The sequence below is a fragment of the Streptacidiphilus rugosus AM-16 genome (assembly GCF_000744655.1).
Lineage (GTDB): Bacteria > Actinomycetota > Actinomycetes > Streptomycetales > Streptomycetaceae > Streptacidiphilus > Streptacidiphilus rugosus.
The window spans coordinates 7,041,658-7,059,783 of record NZ_JQMJ01000004.1; the positions used below are offsets into that span (position 1 = coordinate 7,041,658).

Below are 18,126 nucleotides of genomic sequence, written 5' to 3' on the forward strand. Positions count from 1 at the left end.
GTCGGACGAGGATGGTCGCGCCCCTGGTCCTGGCGGCCTCGCTGCTGGCCGCCTGCGCTTCCCCGACCGCCGGTGCGCCGCGTTCGGCCGCATCGCCCGCGTCGGCCGCATCGGCCGCATCGGCGGTCGCGGGAGCGTCGCTGGAGCTGAACGGGGTCCGGGTCGCGCTCACCCTGCACGGCCGGACGCTCACCGCCACGTTCGCGCCGGAGCGCAAGGGATTCCACCTCTACAGCGCCGCGCTGCCCGCCGGCGGGGTCGACGGCCTGGGGACGCCGACCAGGCTCGCGGTGCGGGGCAGCCTGACGGCCACCGGGCCGGCCACGGCGAATGTTCCCGTCCGCACCCTGCACCTCGACGCGCTCGGCGTGGACCTGCCCGTCTACCCCGACGGTCCGGTGACGCTCAGTCTTCCGGTCCGCAGGAACGCGGCCTCGGGCGGTGCGGAAGCGGTCGTGAGCTTCGGCGCGTGCAGTGAGACGCAGTGCCTCGCACCGGTTCTGGATCACATCGTCCCCGTCCCTTCGTCGGACTGAATCCGCTGAACCCAGGCGGCGCGGACGCTAGGCTCCCACGCCATGACCGAAGCGACCCGTACGAACGACCGGGCCGACTCCGACGAGTCGCGCTACCTCGGCATCACCCGCTCCTCCTACGACAAGGTCGCCGGCGCCTACGCCGAGCTCGTCGCCGACGCGCTCGACAGCAGGCCGCTGGACCGGGCCCTGTTCGGCGCTTTCGTGGAGATGGTCGAGACGGCGGTCAGGGTCGGCGCGGAGATCGCCGACATCGGCTGCGGCCCCGGGCACGTGACGGCGCATCTGTGCGGGCGCGGCGCGAACGCGTTCGGCCTGGACCTGTCGCCGGAGATGGTCGCGGTGGCCCGACGGCGGCATCCCGACATCCGGTTCACCGAGGGCTCGATGACGGCGCTGGACCTCGCCGACGGGAGCCTCGGTGGGGTCGTCTCCTGGTACTCGATCGTCCACACGCCGCCGACGTCGCTGCCCACGGTCTTCGCCGAGTTCCACCGCGTGCTCGCGCCCGGCGGACAGCTGATGCTCGGCTTCAAGGCCGGGGAACGTCTGCGCCACCTCGACCACGCCTACGGCCACGACCTCTCCCTCGACGTCTACTGGATGCCGCCGGACCGGATCGCCGCACTGCTGGAGGCGGCGGGCTTCACCGTCGACAGCCGCGTGATCCGCGAGCCGGGCGAGGCGGAACGCGCCGCGGGGCAGGGGCGGCAGGCCGTCCTTCTCGCTCACCGTTCCACCGAGCCGCAGGAGGGCTGAGCACCATGGAGATCTTCACCTTCGACCGGGACGAGCGGATCGTCACCGCGCACGGCAGCGTCGGCCTGCATGTGACCCGCGTCGCCTCCGGCGCCCCGGAGGACACCGGCGGGCACCCGACGTTTCTGGCCTTCCTCACGGTCGAGCCCGGGGGCACGATCGGCACGCACCCGGCCACGGGACCGCAACTCCTCCTGGTCACCGCCGGCTCGGGCTGGGTGGCCGGCGCGGACGGCGAACGCGTCCCGATCACGGCCGGCCAGGCGGTCCGCTGGGACAAGGGCGAACTCCACACCTCTGGCACGGACTCCGGCTTCTCCGCCCTCGCCCTGGACGGCCCGCACCTCACCCCCTTCGCCCCCGAAGGCCCATGACGGCCGCACCTCGGTGGCGTTGACGGTCTGGTCCGGAGCCCCGTCGACGCCGATCAACCGGGAATCAGGAGTCGGCCTCCGAGTCGCGCGCCCACTCCTCCCGCGGTCGTAGGCTCGCCAGAATCTCGTGGGCTTCGTCGCGGACTCCGGCGTCTTCGTCCGTGGCCAGCGTGCGCAACTCTTCGATCAGCCGGTCCGCGCCTTCAGTCGTCATCCAGGAGAAGGCAGTGGACGACCTCCGCAACTTCTTCGATCTCGGCCGACTTCGCTGAGCTGCCGACCAGCCTCCCCGCGGACGGACCAGGCCGGCGATTCTGCGTTCTCAATCGCCGTGCTCAGTTCTTGAGCTTCGAGGGGCACCATGCCCAGCCTGCCAGGGAAGGTGCCGATCGCCAGGCAGTTTCCGCCGGCCTCGCTGCTGCTCGACCCTGCGGGTCATGTCGTTGCTCTGTTCTGGGAGGCTACGTGGGCCCTTCGGCGTCGCCCCGACCAGATCCGCCGAGGGTCGCGATCCGTGCGCCGCAGCCTCCATCTGCCCGCTCGATCCGCAGAGCAGCGGCTTCCGGTCAAGCGACGCGCGTGCGATTGCTAGCAGCGTGCTTGCATTTGCAAGCAGGGCCGGGCACAGTGGGGGCATGGCCTCACTGAACGTCGGGTCGCTCGGCGAGTACATCCGCGAGCAGCGGCGGCATGCGCAGTATTCGCTGCGTCAGCTCGCCGACGCCGCAGGGGTGTCCAACCCTTACCTCAGTCAGATCGAGCGCGGGTTGCGCAAGCCGAGCGCGGAGATTCTGCAGCAGATCGCCAAGGCGCTGCGGATCTCGGCGGAGACGCTCTACGTGCAGGCGGGCATTCTCGAGGAGCGCGAGGAGCAGGGCCTGGAGCTGCGGGCCGCGATCCTCGCGGACCCGCTGATCGACGAGCGGCAGAAGCAGGTGCTGCTCGCCGTGTACGAGTCCTTCCTCAAGGAGAACGGCGTCCACCCCGGCGCCGCCGGACGTGCCGAGGCCACCGCAGACGAGCCGCAGATCCAGCCAGTCGACGACGAGAACCAGAAGGGGAGGACCACCCATGCCGATCGCTGATGACCTCCGCAAGACCCTGTCCGACCCCACGCCGCTCTACGCCCTCGCGGGTGCCGGGGATCTGGCCGTGGAGAAGCTGAAGACCGTCCCCGAGCTCGCCGCCTCGCTCGCCGCGGACCGGAGGGCCACGCAGGAGAAGGCCACGGCGAAGCTGACCGAGGCGCAGACGCGGCTGACCGAGGCGCAGGCCAAGGTCACCGAGGCGGTCCAGACGCTGCCGACCGACCTGAAGACGCTGCAGGAGAAGGCCCAGGGCCTGGCGCTGCAGGGTGTCGGCCGGGCGGCCGAGCTCGCGGTCAAGGCGCGCGAGGCCTACGACGAGCTGGCCGTGCGCGGCAAGGCCGTCGTGGACCGTCAGCGCCAGGACGGCGCCGACGAGGCCCAGTCCGTGATCGAGAAGAGCTCCGCGAAGGCGGACGCCTTCGCGGCCGAGCTGGACGAGCTGGCCGAGGAGATCAAGCCCGCTCCCGCCGCCGAGGCGAAGACCGAGACGAAGGCCGAGGCCCCCGCGCCGAAGCCGGCGGCCAGGAAGACCACGCCGCGCAAGCCGCGCTCGGCCGAGTAGCAGCGGGGCGCGGAACGCATCGACAACGGCTGGGGCACGTCTCGCGTGTCCCAGCCGTTGTCATGGCACGATGGGCCCGCACGGGCCGGGCCGGATCGCGTACGCGCGAGTGCGGGCGCAGGGCAACGAGGGAGTGGTGACGATGCAGCTGGCCGCCTACGGGCTGCTGACGGCAGCGTTCAGCAACGTCATGTACTGGCTGCTGATGGCGCTGACCCTGTTCAAGGTGTTCACCTTCGTCGACGCGGCCTTCCGCCGTGAGGACGCCTTCCGGGCCGCGGGCAAGCAGACCAAGCCGTTCTGGCTGATCATCCTTGGCGTGGCCGTCGGGATCGACTTCTTCCTGGGAGCGCTGTTCCTCTCCCTGATCGGGCTGGTCGCCGCGATCGTCTACATGGTCGACGTCAGGCCCGCGGTCAAGCGGGTGTCGCCCTCCCGGAAGGGCCGGAACGGGCAGAAGAAGCAGGATCACATGGGGCCGTACGGGCCCTGGTGAGCAGCAGCACCGCCACGTCGTCGGCGAGCGCGCCGCCGTTCAGGTCCTCGACCTCGGACATCGCGGTGTCGATCAACAGCTCGTCGCGCAGGCCGCCCTGCTGGTGGTCGCCGATCATGTCGATCAGCCCCTCCTGGCCGAGCCGACGCGTGCCCGCGCCTATCCGGCCCTCGATCAGGCCGTCGGTGTAGAGCATCAGCGCCCAGTCGTCGCCCAGCCGGACCTTGACCGGCGGCCAGTGGCCCGCACCGAGCAGGCCGAGCGCGGGACCGGCGTCGTCGAAGGGCAGCAGCGCGGGCGGGCCCTGGTCGCAGAGCAGCAGCGGGGCCGGGTGGCCGGCCAGGTGCAGCTCGGCGTGGTCGCCCTCGGGGCCGATGGCCAGCATGCACAGGGTCGCGAAGATCTCCTCGCTGCGGCGCTCGTGCTCCAGGACGCGCTGGAGCGTGGCGAGCAGCGCCTCACCGGTCAGACCGGCGAAGACGAGGGTGCGCCAGGCTATCCGCAGGGCGACGCCGAGCGCGGCCTCGTCCGGGCCGTGCCCGCAGACGTCGCCGATGACGACGTGCACCGTGCCGTCGGCGGTGCGGACGGCGTCGTAGAAGTCTCCGCCGAGCAGGGCGCGGCGGCGGCCGGGGCGGTAGCGGGCGTGGAAGGTCAGCCCGGAACCGTCGAGCAGCGGGGTCGGCAGCAGGTGGCGCTGCAGGCGCGCGTTCTCCTGCCCGCGGAGCTCCGCCTCGACCAGGCGGCGCTGCGACTCGTCGGCCCGCTTGCGCTCGACCGCGTAGCGGACCGCGCGGGTCAGCAGCCGGCCGTCCATCTCCTGCTTGACCAGGAAGTCCTGCGCGCCGGCGGCGACCGCGGCGGCGCCCAGCTGGACGTCGACCGTGCCCGTGACGGCGAGCACCGCCGTACGCGGCGCGCGGCGCAGCAGGGTGCGGATGTCCTCCAGGCCGCTGCTGTCGGGCAGCTCCAGGTCGAGCAGGACGCAGGCGGTGTCCGCGTCGAGCAGCGGTAGCGCCTCGGGCAGGCTGCGGGCCCAGCGGAAGGCGACCTCGGAGCCGAGCTCGGCGAGGAGGTTGCGGACGGACTCCGCTCCGGCGTCGTCGGCCTCGATGAGCAGCACGGAGAGCGGCGGCGTGGGCGCGAGGGGGACGGCGGCGGCCCGCGTCGACGGCGGCAGGGACGGCGTCGGGGCGTGGCGGGCACGGCGTGGACGGGCTGCGCGGCCGGGGCGCCGAGGGGACGGCGGAGGCCCGCGGGCGCGGTATCGGCGCACTCGCGGGATTCTGGTTCGCTGCGCTCGAAGCGGCGCCGGCGTGGGCGGACATGGGCTACCTCCCTCTCCCCGACTCGGTAACGGCTGGGCAGGTGACGTGGTGCCCATGAGACACCATGATCCTGCGACCTTCCCGTGACCGTGACGTGATCTCCACGACCTCTCCCCACCCCGTCCGGGAGGGTCGACGGCGGCTTTTCCCACCCGGGGGAACCAGAACCCGTGCGCCGCTTGGACGGTAACGCGCGTGCAGGCCACAGGGTTCACCGGATAGCGTGCGAACCGAGGAAAGGAGCCCGTGATGGAGATCACGCTCGTCCAGGGTGACATCACCAGGCAGCAGGTGGACGCCGTCGTCAACGCGGCGAACTCGTCCCTGCTGGGCGGCGGGGGCGTCGACGGGGCGATCCACCGGGCCGCGGGACCCGAGCTCCTGGCCGAGTGCCGGGCGCTGCGCGCCTCCCACTACGGCAAGGGACTGCCGACCGGCCGCGCCGTGGCGACGTCGGCGGGCCGGCTGTCGGCCCGCTGGGTGATCCACACCGTGGGCCCGGTCTACCCGCGCCCCGAGGACGGCCGGGACGAGCTCGAACGCCGGGCGGAACTGCTCGCCTCCTGCTATCGCGAATCTCTGCGGGTGGCACAGGAGTTGGGCGCCAGCACGGTGGCCCTGCCGGCGGTCTCCACCGGCGTCTACGGCTGGCCGATGGAGAGCGCGGCGCGGATCGCGCTGGGCGTCGCGGCGGAGACGGCACGCGGCGAGGGCCCGTCGGGAGGCGGGCGAAGCGAGGGGGAGGCGGGGGAAGGGGAGACCGCGGGGACCGGAGGCCGCCTGACGGAGGCACGGTTCGTGCTGTACGGGGCAGACGCCTACGGCGTCTTCGAGCGGGTGTGGCGGGAGTTGTGGCACGGACCCATGGTGGACTGAAGCACCGTCAATCCACCATAAGTATTCGATAACTCGTTCGAGTGAACTTCGCCCATGCGACTCGTCAGGACGGCCGCACCACGCCGAGGATGGGCATCGAGCCGGCGGCGGCGAGCTCCACGACGCCGCCGGGGTGCGGGGCCTCGATGATCGCCCCGTCCCCCACATACAGCGCGACATGGCTCGCGTCGCGGAAGTAGACGACGAGATCGCCCGGCTGCAGCGCCGAGACGGGCACATGACGCAGCTGGGCCCACTGCTCCTGCGAGGTCCGCGGGACGGAGACGCCTGCCGCCTGCCAGGAGCGCATCGTGAGCCCCGAGCAGTCGAAGCTGCGGGGGCCGGTGGCCCCCCAGAGATACGGCTTGCCGATCTGCGCCACGGCGTAGGCGATGGCCGCCCGCGCCGCTCCGTGCGCCTGGCGCGAAAGGGTCGACGAGCCGAGGGTGCCGCGCCAGGCCATCTGCGCGGCGAAGGCGCTCTGCGCCTGGAGCTGCTGGAGCGTGGAGAGTTCGCCGGCGGACAGGGAGGCGAGCAGTCCCTGTGCGGTGACGAGTTCGGCCTTGATCTCGGCGACGGCGCCCGCGGCGGCGGCCTGACTGCGGCTCAGCTCCTCCCACTCCGCGGTCGCCGCGTCCCCGTCGGCGGTCAACGTGGCCTGGGCCTGTTGCAGTTCCTGCAGCACGGTGGCGGCGGAGGCGCTCGCCTGCCGGGTGAGCGGGATCTGCGCGAGGTACGCGCCCGGGTCCTGAGAGAGGAAGAGCTCCATGCTCGGGCTGTCGGCGAAGGCCTGACCGGTGTACTGCGCCTGCGCCACCTGCCCCAGCTGCGCGTTCAGCGCGTCGACCTGCGCCTGGGCCGCGACGATCCGCCGGGCGAGCGCGACGATCTGCGCCTCCTGGGCGGTGATCGCCCCGGTGGCGGTGTCGTAGCGGGCGGTCGCCGACTCGGTCTGCTGGTACAGCGTGGCGATCTCCCGCTGCAAGGCGACGAGCCGCTCGCCGTGCCCGGCCGGCAGACGGGCCCCGGCGGGCACCCCTGCGGACGCGGGCGGTGCGGCGGTGGCCCCCAAGGCGATCGCGGTGACCGCGAACAGCGCGAGCCGCAGCCTGCGTCGAGAGCGTGGCACGGTGACCTCCTCGATTCTGACGATCCGTCAGATATGCTCACGGGATGCTGCCACGGATCGATGTAAACGACCAGAGCCGTGCAGAGGGAGGCGGCGTCCGCGCGGGGCGACGGCAGCGCCGGGGCGCGCAGAGCAGGAACGCGGGCGGCCGGCACCGTGCGACGTCAGGGCCGAGCGGCGCCGGCGTGGGGCGACGACAGCACGGAGCGCGCCGGGCAGATCCCGCTCATCCCGGCGCACGGCCGATATCAGCGCCGAGCAGGACGCGGGCGACCGGCGCCGGGCGGCGTCAGCGGGGGGCGACGGCGGACCAGGGGAGGGTGAGTTCGCCGAGGCGGTGCCGGGAGGGGGTGTCGGCCAGCGGCCAGGAGGAGGCGAGTGACCGGGTGGTGGCGAGCCAGCGCTGACGTACCCCGAAGTCCGCGTACGGGGCGGCCGCGGCCCAGGCGCGGTCCAGGTCGCGCAGCAGCGCGTGCACCCGCTCGCCGGGCACGTTGCGGTGGATCAGCGCCTTCGGCAGCCGCTCCGCCAGCTCGGAGGGGCGCTCCAGCGTGGCCAGATGCGCGGCGAGCGTCAGGGTCCTGGGGCCCTCGGGACCGAGGGCGACCCAGGCCTGGCGGCGGCCGATCTCGTCGCAGGTGCCCTCCACCAGCAGCCCGTCCGGGGCGAGCCGGGCGCACAGGCGCGCCCAGGCGTCCGCCACCTGGTCCTCGTCGTACTGCCGCAGCACGTTCGCGGCGCGGATCAGCAGCGGCCGCTCACCCCCGTCCAGCGGCACCTCGAAGCCGCCGCGGCGGAAGGTGAGCGCGGGCGGCCGCGCCACCCGCTGCGCGAGGGCGACCCGCTCGGGCTCGATCTCGATGCCGACCATCCGGACGTCGACCCGTACCGCCCGCAGGCGCTCGAACAGCTCCACCGCTGTCCACGGCGCAGCGCCGTAGCCGAGATCGACGGCCACCGGCGCGGCCTGCGCGCGGCGCAGCGCGGGGGCGAGCGCATGGGCGATCCAGCGGTCCTGGCGGCGCAGCCGGTTCGGGTTGGTGGTGCCCCGGGTGACCGCTCCCACCGGTTTCGCTGCCGCGGATCTCATGTCACGCAGCGTACGCGGCACGTCGTCCGTCGGGCACGCCAGGTAATCTGGAGAAGAGGACGAGGGCGGGAATCGCTGGGCTTTCACTCCTGTTGCACCAGTGTTGAAGCCACTGGCAGGACGACCCAGGACCGGAAAGAGGACGAGCGGTGACCCATCAGCCCGCCCGCGTCGCCATGCTGAGCGTGCACACCTCCCCGCTGCATCAACCCGGAACGGGCGATGCCGGCGGCATGAACGTCTACATCGTCGAACTCTCCAAGCGCCTGGCCGAGCTGGGCACCGAGGTCGAGATCTTCACCCGGGCCACCGGGTCCGAGCTGCCGCCGATGGTCGAACTGGCCCCCGGCGTGCTGGTGAGACACGTCACAGCCGGCCCTTACGAGGGCCTGCTCAAGGAGGACCTGCCCGCGCAGCTCTGCGCCTTCACGCACTCGGTGCTGCGCACCGAGGCAGGTCACCGTCCGGGCCACTACGACGTGGTCCACTCCCACTACTGGCTCTCCGGTCAGGTCGGCTGGCTCGCCGCGGACCGCTGGGGCGTGCCGCTGGTCCACACCATGCACACCATGGCCAAGGTCAAGAACGCCTCGCTGGCGGCCGGGGACGCGGCGGAGCCCGCCGCGCGGATCATCGGCGAGTCCCAGGTGGTCGACGCCGCGGACCGGCTGATCGCGAACACCGAGGAGGAGGCGGAGCAGCTCGCCGCGCACTACGGCGCCCGCCCCGACCAGCTCTCCGTCGTGCATCCGGGCGTGAACCTGGAGGTCTTCCGGCCCGCCACGGCCTCCCCCACCGGCCCGGTCGGCGACGCGGTGAGCCGCATCCGGGCCCGGCTGGGCCTGCCGACGGACGCGGTCGTCCTGCTCTTCGCGGGGCGAATACAGCCGCTGAAGGCCCCCGACGTCCTGGTCCGCGCGGTCGCCCACCTGCTGGACGAGGCCCCTGAGCTGCGGGAACGCCTGGTCGTTCCGATCGTGGGCGGCCCCAGCGGCAGCGGCATGGCCCGTCCCGAGAGCCTGCACAAGCTCGCCGCGCAGCTCGGCGTCTGCGACGTGATCCGTTTCCAGCCGCCGGTCGGGCAGGCGGAGCTCGCCGACTGGTACCGCGCGGCGACGGCGCTGGTGATGCCCTCCTACAGCGAGTCCTTCGGCCTGGTGGCGCTGGAGGCGCAGGCCTGCGGCACGCCGGTCGTCGCGGCGGCGGTCGGCGGCCTGCCCGTCGCGGTACGCGACGGCGAGACGGGCTTCCTGGTCCAGGGCCACGACCCCCGCGCGTGGGCGCGGGTGCTGCGCCGCTTCGTGGACAACCCCGAGCTGGGCGCCCGGATGGGCGCGGCGGCGGCCGACCATGCGCGGGCCTTCGGCTGGGGCACGGCGGCGCGGGCGACGGCGGACGTCTACGCGGACACGATCGCCCGCGCCCGCTTCGCGCTCGGCCCGCAGGGCGCGCACGGCGCACCCGGCGCGCCCGGCGTCCACGACCTGTCGGCGGCTACGGCACGGTAACGTGCCAGCCATGGGCGAAGAGATCACGCGCACGCGAGTGGCGGAGGTGCTGACGGCGGCGCTGGAGGAGTCCGGCGTCGCCTGGGAGCAGCCTTCGGGCGACCCCTGGACGTTCGTGGCGACTCTGCCGGGGACGCGGAAGCTGGCGACGAACTGTTCGCTGCGCGTGGGCGAGCAGACGCTCTCGATCAACGCGTTCGTGGTGCGCCGGCCGGACGAGAACTTCGAGGCGGTCTACCGCTGGCTGCTGGAGCGCAACACCCGTATGTACGGGCTCTCCTACGCGCTGGACCGGCTGGGCGACGTCTACCTGGTCGGCCGGCTCCCGCTGGCGGCGGTGACGCCGACGGAGATCGACCGACTGCTGGGCACGGTCCTGGAGAACGCGGACGAGCCGTTCAACCAGTTGCTGGAACTGGGCTTTGCGACGGCGATCAAACGCGAGTGGGACTGGCGCACGAAGCGCGGCGAGTCCACGCGGAATCTGGAGGCCTTCGGCCGCATCACCGGCGCCGGCGCCTGACCCTCTCGACGTCGACCAACCACGCACGGCCCCCAGGGGCGCGAGGAACTGCGCGAGCAACCACCCTGTGCGGAGATGGCCCTGCTCGATGAGGACCATCCGCACGCGGGAGGGGGTACCTCCCGGCCGAAGGCTGGGGGATAGTCGCGCAGTTCCCCGCGCCCCTGGACAGTGCAACTGGCCCATTGTTGAGAGGTGCGGCGCACGCGCGCCTGGGGGCGCGCAGTTCCTCGCGCCCCTGGGGCCCCGTGTGCGGGAGGGTCAGAACGCTGCGCGGACCTCGCCCACGACCGCGCCGCCGCCGTGCAGCGGCGCAGCCGCGATGCGGGGGAGGGTGTCGTCCGCCGTGGTGACGCCCATGCGTCGCAGCGCTGCGGCGAGGACCGGGCCGAGGGCCCGCTTCGCGCCGTCGTCGATCTTGAAGGCGAGCGCGCGGCCGTCGGGGAGGGCGACGGCCTGGACGGATTCCGCGCCCATCTTGGCCATCGCGCCGGGGACCGCCCGCATCAGCCAGGTGTCGATGCGGCGGGTGCCGGCCACGTACTCGGGGTGGGCGCGCATCGCGTCCGCGACGCGGCGTTCCGGGGTGCCGGGGTCGGCCAGGACGTGGGCGCGGAAGGCACGCGCCAGAGCGACCAGGCTGATGGCCATCAGCGGCGCGCCGCAGCCGTCCGTGCCCACGGCGGCGACCGGCTCGCCCGCCAGGGCCTCCAGCGTCTCGCGGACCTGCTGCTGCACCGGGTGGTCGACGGACAGGTAGCTCGCGGTGTCCCAGCCGTTGCGGACGCAGGCGGCCAGCATGGACGCGTGCTTGCCCGAGCAGTCCATCAGGATCCGCTCGGGTTCCCCGCCGCCGCGGATCCAGGCCTCGGCCTCCACCTCGTCGAGGGAGAGGGAGGGCGGGGTCTGCAGCGCCGTCTCGTCCAGGCCGGCCGAGGAGAGGATCTTCCGCACCGCGTCCAGGTGAAACGTTTCTGCGGAGTGACTGGCCGCCGTGACCGCCAACAGCTCGCCGTCCAGCTCCAGCCCCGTGCGGAGGATCGCCGTCGCCTGCATCGGCTTGTTGCTCGACCGCGGGAAGACCGGAAGCTCGGGGGCGCCCAGCGCGAAGTCGACGCTGCCGTCCGCGGCCAGGATCACCAGGGAGCCACGGTGGTGGCCCTCCACGAATCCGGAGCGGACCACCTCGGCCAGGACGGGGAGAACAGGAGCAGACATGAGGGTGTGCCTTCCAGGGGCCTGCGCCCCCGCAAGGGGTTCACCCTCCGGAGAGCAGGTCGTCGACGCGTGCTTCCCCTTCACGGTACCTGCGGGTGATCTCCGCGATGCACCCGTCCACCGTCCGCTGGAGCCGCTGCCGACGGCGCGAGATGCCGCGCTCGTGGGCGGTGAGCCGGATGCAGGCCGCCTGCAGTTGCTCGTCCGACTGCTCGGCGAGGTCCGCCAGCCGTGCGTCGGACATGAGTTCGTCCGCCAGGTCCTGGTACTCCCGGCCGCTCGGCGTGCCGAGGGTGACATGCCGGGCCGAGTGGCGGACCTGGGAGGGGATGTCGGCGAGGATCTCCGGCAGCTGCTCCAGAAGGGTGTCCGGCGGCAGCGCCGCACGGCCGCTGCGGCGGTCCAGTTCCGCGCGGAGGATGTCCACCCGGCCCTGCAGCAGCCGACGCAGGTAGGAGAGGTCGGCCTCGTCCTGCTGGGCGTGCCGCCGCAACGCGCGCAGTTCGTCCAGGCTCAGCGCACTCAGGCGCAGCCCCGCCGCGGTCTGCTCGTCTTGGTGTCCCACGGGTGCATGGTGCCACCGTCGGATGAAGGTTCGTCCACGCCTGCACCCAATCGGGGCCCTGGCGAATCTCCGTGGTAAATACGACCGCCGCATATCCCCAGCGCACGGCCCCGGCAGCAGCGAACCGGGGGCGCTCACCCGCTGCCCGCACGCCCCCTGCGGCGACCGCCCCCGGACGCCTCGACGGCCGCGGGCCGGGTAGCGGGCAGGGGCCCCGGGCCGCAGCGCATGCCCGAGAATGGAGACATGCGTGCAGTGGCTCAGCGGGTGACCGAGGCAAGTGTGACCGTCGACGGCGAGGTCGTCGGCTCGATCCTGGGGCCGGGGCTCTGCGTCCTGGTCGGGGTGACCCACGAGGACACCCCGGAGCAGGCCGCGCTGATGGCGCGCAAGCTCTGGTCCCTGCGCATTCTGGAGGCCGAGAAGTCCTGCTCGGACCTGAACGCGCCGCTGCTGGTGATCAGCCAGTTCACCCTCTACGGCGACGCCCGGAAGGGCCGGCGGCCCACCTGGAACGCCGCGGCCCCCGGCCCGGTCGCCGAGCCGCTCGTCGACGAGGTCGTCGCCCAACTCCGGTCGCTCGGCGCCACCGTGGCAACCGGACGGTTCGGCGCGGACATGAAGGTCTCGCTCACCAACGACGGTCCCTTCACCGTCGTCCTGGAGTTCTGACCAGCACCCGCGCCCGACCCGGGCCCGAAGGGACTACGGCTCGACGACCACGTCCTGCGACGCCGCGACCGTGCCCGCGAGCAGCGTGGCGTCCACCGCCGTGTTCCGCTTGACCAGCCCCAGTGCGATCGGCCCGAGCTCGTGGTGCCGGACCGCCGTGGTCACGAACCCGACCGGGCGGCCGTCGGGCCCGTCCGCGGCCAGGCGGATCGGGTCGCCGTGCGCGGGGAGGGACTCCTCGCTGCCGTCCAGGTGCAGGAAGACCAGGCGGCGCGGCGGGCGGCCGAGGTTGTGCACCCGGGCGACCGTCTCCTGGCCCCGGTAGCAGCCCTTGTTGAGGTGGACCGCCGACTCCAGCCAGCCCAGCTCGTGCGGGATGGTGCGGTGGTCGGTCTCGAAGCCGAGGCGCGGGCGGTGGGCCTCGACCCGCAGCGCCTCGTAGGCCCAGATGCCGGCCGTAGGACCGGAGTCGGCGACGGCCAAGGCGTCGGCGAACTCCTCGCGCGGCAGGAAGAGGTCGTAGCCGTAAGGCAGTTGACGCACGGCGGCGGCCGGCGGCGGGGTGGATCCCGCCGGGGCGAAGACCACCGCGTACGCGTCCGTCGCGTCGGCGATCTCGACCTGGGCGAAGAACTTCATCTTCTGCAGGTAGGCCACCAACTCCCCCGCCGTGCCCGGCTCGACGTGCATCCACGTCGTCGCGCCGTCGTCGACCAGGTAGAGCGCGTGCTCGATGTGCCCGTGCGGGGAGAGGATCAGCGCCTCCGTCGCCTGCTGCGCGGGCAGCGCGCTGACGTGCTGGGTGAGCAGCAGGTGCAGCCAGCTCAGCCGCTCCGGTCCGGAGACGGTCACCACGCCGCGGTGCGAGAGGTCGACGAAGCCCTGGCCCGCGGCCAGCGCCCGCTGCTCGCGGAACAGGTCGCCGTAGTGCGCGGCGACACCGGCGTCCACGCCGTCGGCGGGCACCGCCCCGGGGAGCCGGTCCAGCAGCGGGCTGCGGTAGGTCGTCACGGTCGTCACGCGCGCTTCTCCTCGGGGTCGTGCGGATCCTGCGGATGCTCGGACACGTCGCGTTTCGCCGTCCCGTCCTTCGCCGCGCAGTTCGCGCAGAGGCCGAAGATGGCGAAGTGCTTCATGTCAGTCTCGAAACCGTGCGCGCGCCGCAGGGATTCCACGAACGGCTCGGCCAGCGCGACATCCGTCTCGATCACACTGCCGCACTCGCGGCAGACCAGGTGCATGTGCTGGTCACGGCTGGCCAGATGGTAGGTGGGCGCGCCGTGGCCGAGGTGGGCGTGGGAGACCAGGCCCAGCTCCTCCAGCAGGTCGAGGGTGCGGTAGACGGTGGAGATGTTCACGCCGGCGGCGGTGCGCCGCACCTCGGTGAGGACCTCCTCCGGTGTCGCGTGCTCCAGCTCGTCCACGGCCTGCAGCACCAGCTGCCGCTGCGGGGTGAGCCGGTAGCCGCGCCGACGCAGGTCCGTCTGCCAGTCGATGCCGCTGCTCGCCACTGAACCTGCCCCTGTCTGCGCCCTCGCCCTCACGCGGCGCTGCGAAACGCGTCTGTCCCGTACCCCCGAGTCTAGGGGGGCACGGGACAGACGGAAGATCGGCCGGAACGACCGCGGCTCAGCGGAAGAAGGCGATGCCGTCGTCCGGGAGGTCGGCGATGTCCTCGATCAGCTTGGCCGGGTTGAGCACCTTCTTGAGCTGCGCGGACATGTACGGCCGCAGCGGCACCTCGGGGGCGGACTTCTCGCCGACCCACATGAGCTCGTTGTTCACGAAGCCGTACAGCCGCTTGCCGCCGGAGTACGGCGGAGCGCCCTCGATGCGGGCGACGGCGTCGGTGGCCAGGTCGATCTGCGGCTTGCCGTCGGCCAGCTCGCCGTACCAGATCTCGACGGTGCCGTCGTCGCGGACCGAGGAGAACTCGATCTCACGGACGCCGGAGGTGCCGTGCGCGTTGGCGGTCACCCGCCAGAAGCCGGACTCGGACTCCAGCGGACGGACCTTGTTGCCCTCGTTGTCCAGGACCCAGGTGCGGGAGCGGAACTCCAGGAACGGGCGGCCGTCGTGCCGGAAGACGATCTCCTGGCCGAAGTTGCACTTCTCCGTGCCGGGGAAGTCGTACACGCCCGCGCCCTCCCACGTTCCGAGCAGGAACGCGAGGGAGACGACGTCCTTGTGCAGGCCGGAGGGGATCTCGATCATGTTCAGCGCTGGCCCTGGTAGAGCTTCTTGACCGAGAAGGCGGCGAAACCGATGATCGCGACGGCCATGACGATCAGCAGGCCGGTGAAGCACCACTCAAGGGCAGACATTGCTTGTCCTCAGCACTGGGGAACGAACCTGTCCAGAGTCTAGTCGGCCCCGGTCCCGCCCTCACCGTGAGCCCCGCCCTACGCTGCCGCTATGCCGAAGACAAAGCTCGTCATCAAGGTCACCGCGGGCGCGGACGCGCCCGAGCGCTGCTCGCAGGCGTTCACCGTCGCCTCCGTCGCCCTCGCGAGCGGGGTGGACGTCTCGCTCTGGCTGACCGGCGAGTCGGCCTGGTTCGCGCTGCCCGGCCGGGCGGCGGAGTTCGAGCTGCCGCACGCCGCGCCGCTGCCGGAGCTGCTGGACGCGCTGCTGGCGGGCGGCTCGGTCACGCTGTGCACGCAGTGCGCGGCGCGGCGCGGGATCGCCCAGGCGGACGTGCTGGACGGGGTGCGGATCGGGGGCGCGCAGCTCTTCGTCAGCGAGATCGTGGGTGACGGGGTCCAGGCACTCGTCTACTGACGGAGGGGTCGTCCCACCAGGGGTCGTCGGGGCCGCGCCGGTTGGCGACGATCGCGGCGACCGGCGGGATGACCATGGCCACCAGGCTCATCACGACCGCGGCGGGGACGGACCAGAGCCGCACCACGTTCCAGGCCAGGACGATCAGGAGCAGGCAGACGCCCATCAGGGCGTAGTACACGTGCCGCCGTCGGGACTGCATACCGGGAGTCTTCCCCCTCAGCCCGTCCCGGAACGACCCGGAACACACGGAACCCCGCGCCGACGGGATGTCGGCGCGGGGTTCGCGCTGGTGACAGCGGCGATCCGGTGATCAGACCGCGATCGCGACCTCGGTGAACTCGCCCTGCTGGGCGACGACGGCACGGTCGACCGTCGCACCGGGGACGAGGGCGCGCAGCGTCCAGCTGCCCGGGGCGGCGAAGAAGCGGAACTGGCCCGTCGCCGAGGTCGGGACCTCGGCGGTGAACTCGCCGCTCGCGTCGAGCAGACGGACGTAGCCGTTGACCGGCTCGCCGTCGCGGGTCACCGAACCCTGGATGATCGTCTCGTTGGCCACGTCAACTCCTGCAAGTTCGGGCCCGCCGGCCTTGGCTCCACACATGTCCTTGCTCCTCGTTCGTTGGTCGGTCAGGCCGGCTCAGTTGGAGCCGAGCTCGATCGGCACGCCGACGAGGCTGCCGTACTCGGTCCAGCTGCCGTCGTAGTTCTTGACGTTGGTCTGGCCGAGCAGCTGGTGCAGCACGAACCAGGTGAGCGCGGAGCGCTCGCCGATGCGGCAGTAGGCGATGGTGTCCTTCGCCAGGTCGACGTTCTCGGCCTCGTAGAGGGCGCGGAGCTCGTCGTCGGACTTGAAGGTGCCGTCGTCGTTGGCGTTCTTGGACCACGGGATGTTGCGGGCGCTCGGCACGTGGCCGGGACGCTGCGACTGCTCCTGCGGCAGGTGCGCCGGGGCGAGCAGACGGCCGGAGAACTCGTCGGGCGAACGGACGTCGACGAGGTTCTTGCTGCCGATCGCGGCGACGACGTCGTCGCGGAAGGCGCGGATGGAGGTGTCCTGGGCCTGCGCCTTGTACTCGGTGGTGGCGCGGACCGGGACCTCGGCGACCAGGTCGCGGGAGTCGAGCTCCCACTTCTTGCGGCCGCCGTCGAGCAGGCGGACGTCGCCGTGGCCGTAGAGCTTGAAGTACCAGAACGCGTAGGAGGCGAACCAGTTGTTGTTGCCGCCGTAGAGCACGACGGTGTCGTCGTTGGAGATGCCCTTGGCGGAGAGCAGGGCCTCGAAGCCGGCCTGGTCGACGAAGTCGCGACGGACCGGGTCCTGCAGGTCCTTCTTCCAGTCGATGCGCACGGCGTTGCGGATGTGGTTCTTGTCGTAGGCGCTGGTGTCCTCGTCGACCTCGACCACGACGACCTTCGGGTCGTCCAGGTGGTCCTGGACCCAGTCGGCGCTGACCAGAACGTCACTACGGCTCATGGGAAATCTCCTCCGGGGCAGTTGCGGAAGGGGGCGCCGCGCGCGGTGGCACGTCCGGAGGGGAGTCCGGATCGTGGGACGTGCGGCAGGAAGTCTTGCAGGGCGCCGCTCGAGCCATGGCTGAGACGGCGCGGGAATTGCGCGAGTGTGGGCAGGAACCGCCCGATCAGCGCATTCGACAGAGGCAGGCAGCGACGCGGCACAGGTCTACTGCCCGCCGCTTCGTGAGTTCCGCCTGTCGCTTCATGTCCACGATGCTAGGGAACGAACCCGGAGGCTGTCATCAAAGTCTTGAATGATGAGACAAAGTCGTCCATATTTCGGGACAGCGGGCACTGCCGGCCCCTCGGCAGGCGGCTGCGCGGGCCGCACGGCTCGCGCAGGGCGGAAGACGAAGCCACCCTGCGGGACCGCGATGGACAGCGCGTCTCACAGGGTGGACAAGGGCGGGGCTTTCGGGCCGGGCTCAGCCGTTCAGGTGCACGTCCGTGCCGGACGCCTGGACCGAGATCCCGTTCTCCTCGGCGTCGACGCTGTCGAGCTTGAGCCCGCTGGGCAGGCCGGAGACGGGCACCTCGGGCGCGAAGACGTCGGCCAGGAAGGAGGTCAGCGGGTCACCGGTGTCCAGGTTGCCCAGCTTCACGCTGCCGCCGCCGGAGACGGAGATGTCGGCGGTCCCGGTGACGGTGTTGCCCTCGATCTTCCCGCTGACCTTGACCTTGCCCGGCGAGCCGCCGTAGGTCACCTTGATGTGGTTCGGCAGGGCGGCGGAGAGGTCGGAGTATCTGATCGTGACGGTGCCGGTCGCGGAGTCGGCGACGGCGCTGGAGTAGTCGCTGGAGATCTTCACGCCGTGCAGGTCGGCGTCCAGGTTCATCAGCTGCAGCTTGCCCGCCGGCACCTGGAAGTCCACGGCGTGGAACTTGACCTCGTCGAGCTTGGAGCCGATCAGCTGGGTCAGGAACGGGAAGCCCTCGATGCTGACGTCCGGCTTCTGGGAGAGGCCGCGCGAGGACTGGATCTTGCTCGCCGCCTGGTTCTCGGCTATCCGGACGGCGATGCGGTCGGCTGCGACGAAGAGGCCGAAGAGGATCACCAGAGTGATGAGCAGTCGGCGCAGGTTGCGCATCGTGAGTCGGTCCCT

At 72.0% G+C, this 18,126-nt stretch carries 25 protein-coding genes; 11 read left to right on the top strand and 14 right to left on the bottom strand.

The window, feature by feature from the left end; all coding sequences use genetic code 11:
* Window positions 1–11 precede the first annotated feature (11 nt).
* The 3 genes from BS83_RS40730 to BS83_RS42705 are packed head-to-tail and all read left to right on the top strand — an operon-like array spanning window position 12 to window position 1,669.
* Entirely contained in the window at window positions 12–536 is a 525-nt protein-coding gene (locus BS83_RS40730; protein WP_037608455.1) for a protein-disulfide reductase DsbD family protein, read from the top strand.
* Between the two features lie 42 nt (window positions 537–578).
* Window positions 579–1,295 (top strand): class I SAM-dependent methyltransferase, encoded by a 717-nt coding sequence (locus tag BS83_RS40735; protein ID WP_051945258.1) that lies wholly within the window; start codon window positions 579–581, stop codon window positions 1,293–1,295.
* A gap of 5 nt (window positions 1,296–1,300) precedes the next feature.
* Window positions 1,301–1,669 (top strand): cupin domain-containing protein, encoded by a 369-nt coding sequence (locus tag BS83_RS42705; RefSeq protein WP_051945261.1) that lies wholly within the window; start codon window positions 1,301–1,303, stop codon window positions 1,667–1,669.
* A 64-nt stretch (window positions 1,670–1,733) separates the two neighbouring features.
* Here BS83_RS42705 and BS83_RS46905 read toward each other — a convergent pair whose 3' ends face one another.
* On the bottom strand, window positions 1,734–1,883 hold the full coding sequence (locus tag BS83_RS46905; protein ID WP_198035411.1) for a hypothetical protein: 150 nt from the start codon (window positions 1,881–1,883) through the stop codon (window positions 1,734–1,736).
* A gap of 421 nt (window positions 1,884–2,304) precedes the next feature.
* On the opposite strand from BS83_RS46905, the gene BS83_RS40745 reads away from it, so the two are divergent.
* From BS83_RS40745 to BS83_RS40755, 3 genes are all read left to right on the top strand, one after another.
* Window positions 2,305–2,754 carry a helix-turn-helix domain-containing protein gene (locus tag BS83_RS40745; protein WP_051945263.1) on the top strand — a complete coding sequence of 150 codons (450 nt, stop codon included), beginning with the start codon at window positions 2,305–2,307 and terminating at the stop codon, window positions 2,752–2,754.
* Window positions 2,741–3,319: a hypothetical protein gene (locus BS83_RS40750; protein ID WP_037608457.1), complete on the top strand. Its 579-nt coding sequence runs from the start codon at window positions 2,741–2,743 to the stop codon at window positions 3,317–3,319. The genes BS83_RS40745 and BS83_RS40750 overlap by 14 nt, the downstream gene beginning before the upstream one ends.
* Before the next feature lie 70 nt (window positions 3,320–3,389).
* Window positions 3,390–3,815: a DUF2516 family protein gene (locus tag BS83_RS40755; protein WP_232248668.1), complete on the top strand. Its 426-nt coding sequence runs from the start codon at window positions 3,390–3,392 to the stop codon at window positions 3,813–3,815.
* Here BS83_RS40755 and BS83_RS40760 read toward each other — a convergent pair.
* Entirely contained in the window at window positions 3,736–4,995 is a 1,260-nt protein-coding gene (locus BS83_RS40760) for a PP2C family protein-serine/threonine phosphatase (RefSeq protein WP_408641112.1), read from the bottom strand. The two genes, BS83_RS40755 and BS83_RS40760, sit on opposite strands and share 80 nt — an antisense overlap.
* 394 nt (window positions 4,996–5,389) lie before the next feature.
* Here BS83_RS40760 and BS83_RS40765 point away from each other — a divergent pair, with 394 nt between their 5' ends.
* Window positions 5,390–6,019, top strand: a complete 630-nt coding sequence (locus tag BS83_RS40765) for an O-acetyl-ADP-ribose deacetylase (RefSeq protein WP_051945266.1) — start codon at window positions 5,390–5,392, stop codon at window positions 6,017–6,019.
* A 64-nt stretch (window positions 6,020–6,083) separates the two neighbouring features.
* On the opposite strand, the gene BS83_RS40770 is transcribed toward BS83_RS40765, so the two are convergent.
* Window positions 6,084–7,148: a C40 family peptidase gene (locus tag BS83_RS40770; RefSeq protein ID WP_037608459.1), complete on the bottom strand. Its 1,065-nt coding sequence runs from the start codon at window positions 7,146–7,148 to the stop codon at window positions 6,084–6,086.
* A gap of 289 nt (window positions 7,149–7,437) precedes the next feature.
* Window positions 7,438–8,238, bottom strand: coding sequence for a methylase (locus BS83_RS40775; RefSeq protein ID WP_037608462.1), 801 nt, complete (start codon window positions 8,236–8,238; stop codon window positions 7,438–7,440).
* A gap of 176 nt (window positions 8,239–8,414) precedes the next feature.
* Here BS83_RS40775 and mshA point away from each other — a divergent pair, with 176 nt between their 5' ends.
* Both mshA and BS83_RS40785 read left to right on the top strand, forming a co-directional pair.
* Complete coding sequence (gene mshA / locus BS83_RS40780) at window positions 8,415–9,746, top strand: D-inositol-3-phosphate glycosyltransferase (RefSeq protein WP_084715307.1); 1,332 nt, start codon at window positions 8,415–8,417, stop codon at window positions 9,744–9,746.
* A gap of 10 nt (window positions 9,747–9,756) precedes the next feature.
* Window positions 9,757–10,269, top strand: a complete 513-nt coding sequence (locus tag BS83_RS40785) for a type III secretion system chaperone family protein (protein ID WP_051945268.1) — start codon at window positions 9,757–9,759, stop codon at window positions 10,267–10,269.
* Window positions 10,270–10,530: 261 nt separating this feature from the next.
* Here BS83_RS40785 and BS83_RS40790 read toward each other — a convergent pair whose 3' ends face one another.
* Both BS83_RS40790 and BS83_RS40795 read right to left on the bottom strand, forming a co-directional pair.
* Window positions 10,531–11,487 (bottom strand): asparaginase, encoded by a 957-nt coding sequence (locus BS83_RS40790; RefSeq protein WP_037608465.1) that lies wholly within the window; start codon window positions 11,485–11,487, stop codon window positions 10,531–10,533.
* A gap of 40 nt (window positions 11,488–11,527) precedes the next feature.
* Window positions 11,528–12,052: an RsiG family protein gene (locus BS83_RS40795; RefSeq protein ID WP_232248670.1), complete on the bottom strand. Its 525-nt coding sequence runs from the start codon at window positions 12,050–12,052 to the stop codon at window positions 11,528–11,530.
* 246 nt (window positions 12,053–12,298) lie between these two features.
* Between BS83_RS40795 and dtd the strand changes: the two genes are divergently transcribed.
* Window positions 12,299–12,724, top strand: a complete 426-nt coding sequence (gene dtd / locus BS83_RS40800) for a D-aminoacyl-tRNA deacylase (protein ID WP_037608469.1) — start codon at window positions 12,299–12,301, stop codon at window positions 12,722–12,724.
* Window positions 12,725–12,757: 33 nt separating this feature from the next.
* On the opposite strand, the gene ygfZ is transcribed toward dtd, so the two are convergent.
* The 3 genes from ygfZ to BS83_RS40815 all read right to left on the bottom strand — a co-directional run bounded on the left by ygfZ (window position 12,758) and on the right by BS83_RS40815 (window position 14,938).
* Entirely contained in the window at window positions 12,758–13,744 is a 987-nt protein-coding gene (gene ygfZ / locus BS83_RS40805) for a CAF17-like 4Fe-4S cluster assembly/insertion protein YgfZ (RefSeq protein WP_408641088.1), read from the bottom strand.
* Window positions 13,741–14,235 (bottom strand): Fur family transcriptional regulator, encoded by a 495-nt coding sequence (locus tag BS83_RS40810; RefSeq protein WP_232248671.1) that lies wholly within the window; start codon window positions 14,233–14,235, stop codon window positions 13,741–13,743. Before BS83_RS40810 ends, ygfZ begins: the two co-directional genes overlap by 4 nt.
* A gap of 118 nt (window positions 14,236–14,353) precedes the next feature.
* A complete protein-coding gene (locus BS83_RS40815) occupies window positions 14,354–14,938 on the bottom strand; it encodes an FABP family protein (RefSeq protein WP_037608472.1) in 585 nt (194 codons plus the stop codon).
* Window positions 14,939–15,139: 201 nt separating this feature from the next.
* Here BS83_RS40815 and BS83_RS40820 point away from each other — a divergent pair, with 201 nt between their 5' ends.
* The gene (locus tag BS83_RS40820) at window positions 15,140–15,505 is read left to right on the top strand and encodes a DsrE family protein (protein ID WP_037608476.1); all 366 of its coding nucleotides are present in this window, start codon (window positions 15,140–15,142) and stop codon (window positions 15,503–15,505) included.
* On the opposite strand, the gene BS83_RS44680 is transcribed toward BS83_RS40820, so the two are convergent.
* From BS83_RS44680 to BS83_RS40835, 5 genes are all read right to left on the bottom strand, one after another.
* Window positions 15,462–15,707, bottom strand: coding sequence for a DUF3099 domain-containing protein (locus tag BS83_RS44680; RefSeq protein WP_084714870.1), 246 nt, complete (start codon window positions 15,705–15,707; stop codon window positions 15,462–15,464). The two genes, BS83_RS40820 and BS83_RS44680, sit on opposite strands and share 44 nt — an antisense overlap.
* A gap of 111 nt (window positions 15,708–15,818) precedes the next feature.
* Window positions 15,819–16,109, bottom strand: coding sequence for a DUF1416 domain-containing protein (locus BS83_RS40825; RefSeq protein ID WP_037608477.1), 291 nt, complete (start codon window positions 16,107–16,109; stop codon window positions 15,819–15,821).
* A 36-nt stretch (window positions 16,110–16,145) separates the two neighbouring features.
* A complete protein-coding gene (locus BS83_RS40830) occupies window positions 16,146–16,982 on the bottom strand; it encodes a sulfurtransferase (RefSeq protein WP_037608478.1) in 837 nt (278 codons plus the stop codon).
* Between the two features lie 166 nt (window positions 16,983–17,148).
* Window positions 17,149–17,229 (bottom strand): Ms5788A family Cys-rich leader peptide, encoded by an 81-nt coding sequence (locus BS83_RS49070; RefSeq protein ID WP_370118893.1) that lies wholly within the window; start codon window positions 17,227–17,229, stop codon window positions 17,149–17,151.
* Between the two features lie 219 nt (window positions 17,230–17,448).
* Window positions 17,449–18,111: an LmeA family phospholipid-binding protein gene (locus BS83_RS40835; protein WP_037608479.1), complete on the bottom strand. Its 663-nt coding sequence runs from the start codon at window positions 18,109–18,111 to the stop codon at window positions 17,449–17,451.
* Window positions 18,112–18,126 lie beyond the last annotated feature (15 nt).